Here is a 2,120-nt window from a genome sequence, read left to right on the forward strand (position 1 = left end):
ATGCGATCGCATGCACGCCGCAGGGCGGCATCATCATGGATGGCGTCGTCATTCGCCTGGCCGAGGATCACTTCTGGTATGTCCAGGCCAATGGTGGCTTCGAAAATTGGCTCAATCTGCTGTCGGACGGCATGAACGCGGTCGTGAGCGATCCGCAATCGCGCGTCCTGCAGGTTCAGGGACCGAAGGCGCTGGAGTTCCTCGCCAAGGCCTGCCCCGGCCAGATGCCGGAGAAGTTCGGTTATTTCAATGCAGGAAGGTTCAGCTTCAACGGCATGGAGGCCATCGTCTCGCGGACCGGCTTCACCGGCGAGATGGGCAGCGAGATGTACGGCAATCCAAAGAACGAGCCACCCAAGTTTTGGGACTACATCTGCGAGATCGGCACGGCGTTCGATCTGGAAATGGGCGCAGGCGCCTCAATGACTTTGCGGCGCGTTGAGGCAGGCATTCTTGATTACGACATGGACATCAATCCGGGCACAACGCCTTTTGATGTAGGGCTCGGTTCATTGGTTGAGTTCGACAATCCCACTTTTGTCGGCCGCGATGCACTGCTGAAAGCAGATCGTCGACAAAGGCTCTTTGGCCTCACATGCGAAACGGGCATTCCACGTGTCGGAACCCAAGTTCTGGAAGGTGGCAAGCAGGTTGCAAGAATGACGATCGGCGACTGGTCCCCCACGCTAAGGAAGGGCATCGGGTATGTTATGTTCGACGAACATGAAAGCACCCGCGGTCCTTGGCTTGGTCAGCTGCTGAAGATCAGGACCCCGGATGGGGAAATGCACGACTGTAAGATCGTGACGCTGCCTTTCCTTGATCCTGACAAGCGCATACCGCGCGGACTCGAAACGCCGCCAACGCAGTGACTGTCAAAGTAGTGCAACAAGCGAGGCGTTTCGTCTCTCGTGGCTGATGGAATGGAGTTTCCGAGCAATGGACATCATTGGTGAGCAGAGGATCAACGCGCCGCAGGCCATCGTCTGGGCGGCGCTTAACGATCCGGATATCTTGCGGGCAAGCATACCTGGTTGCCAGGAACTCATGCGGACGGGCGAGCACGGATTTGATGCGACGGTTAAGGCGCGGGTCGGCCCGATCTCTGCGACTTTCTCAGGCAAAGTTGAGCTATCCGAGATTGAAGCGCCGAAAAGCTACAAGATAACGGGTCAAGGAAAAGGCGGCGTGGCGGGCTTCGCGTCGGGGAGTGCAGCTGTCAGCCTTCTGCCAGACGGAGAGATGACCACTTTGATCTACACCGTGAATGCGAAAGTAGGCGGCAAGCTCGCACAGATCGGAAGCCGCCTCATCGATAGCGCTGCAAAGAAAATGGCGAACGAGTTCTTTCAGAATTTCTCGAATAATCTCGCCGACTACAGCCTTCCCGTGAGTTGACGGCCACGTTAGAGATCCTTGAGAAGCTCGAACGCGGCGATCAGCCGGGTATGGCGCCGAGAACGGCGCTGGCGCTGGTAGATGTCGTGGTTGTGGTCGAACAACTTGCGCAGGTAATCCGTGCGGCGCCTGCCTTGCGATGATCTGCCGGGTGCCAGATCAGAGATATCGTTTCCAGCAAAAAAGTGATGCTGGTCAATTTTGGAGCTGCGGTTGGTTGGCTCTCAGCTAGCTTTCAAATGGGGATAGGGTTTGCCCTATCGATTCATTCGATCTGGCTGACCCGACAAACGGCCAACTACCTGGATTCATGGCGCTGGGCATTTTTGGTGCTCGTGCCCGGCTTCTTGATTGGAATTTTTGCAATGGCCGCGCTCGGGAAAAATCCGGAGGCTCAGGAGTCGGCGATGGGAAACCATCGTGCTCGCAGGGATGTGGCGAAGCAAAAGCTCAGAGCTCTCGGAACCGAAGACGAGATCTCAACATACTGGGAGCATCCGGATTTGCTCGGAACAACAGACCAGCATGGGATTGCAAGTACTTAGAGGTCACGCCAGCTACCTGCTTTGCTGATCGTAACTTCGCCGCTTGTGAAATCAAACTGAATTAAAACTATACCCGACCGGTCGAATGCATCGGCTGGTGCGAGGAGACATCTAGGAATGTTCACTCTGTATGGATACGACGGAAGCGGTTCGGCGGGGGTGGAGGCTCTGCTTTCC

General features: G+C 56.2%; 3 protein-coding genes. All 3 read left to right on the forward strand.

Going from position 1 to position 2,120, the window contains the following annotated elements; genetic code table 11:
• Positions 1-872, forward strand: an 872-nt coding sequence (locus AC4FWB_RS33885; RefSeq protein WP_491030564.1) for a glycine cleavage T C-terminal barrel domain-containing protein, incomplete at its 5' end; no start/stop codon positions are given.
• 67 nt (positions 873-939) lie between these two features.
• Entirely contained in the window at positions 940-1,398 is a 459-nt protein-coding gene (locus AC4FWB_RS33890; RefSeq protein WP_491030565.1) for an SRPBCC family protein, read from the forward strand.
• 188 nt (positions 1,399-1,586) lie between these two features.
• The gene (locus tag AC4FWB_RS33895; RefSeq protein ID WP_491030566.1) at positions 1,587-1,943 is read left to right on the forward strand and encodes a hypothetical protein; all 357 of its coding nucleotides are present in this window, start codon (positions 1,587-1,589) and stop codon (positions 1,941-1,943) included.
• Positions 1,944-2,120 lie beyond the last annotated feature (177 nt).

This window comes from Mesorhizobium sp. LEGMi-168a (genome assembly GCF_058312955.1).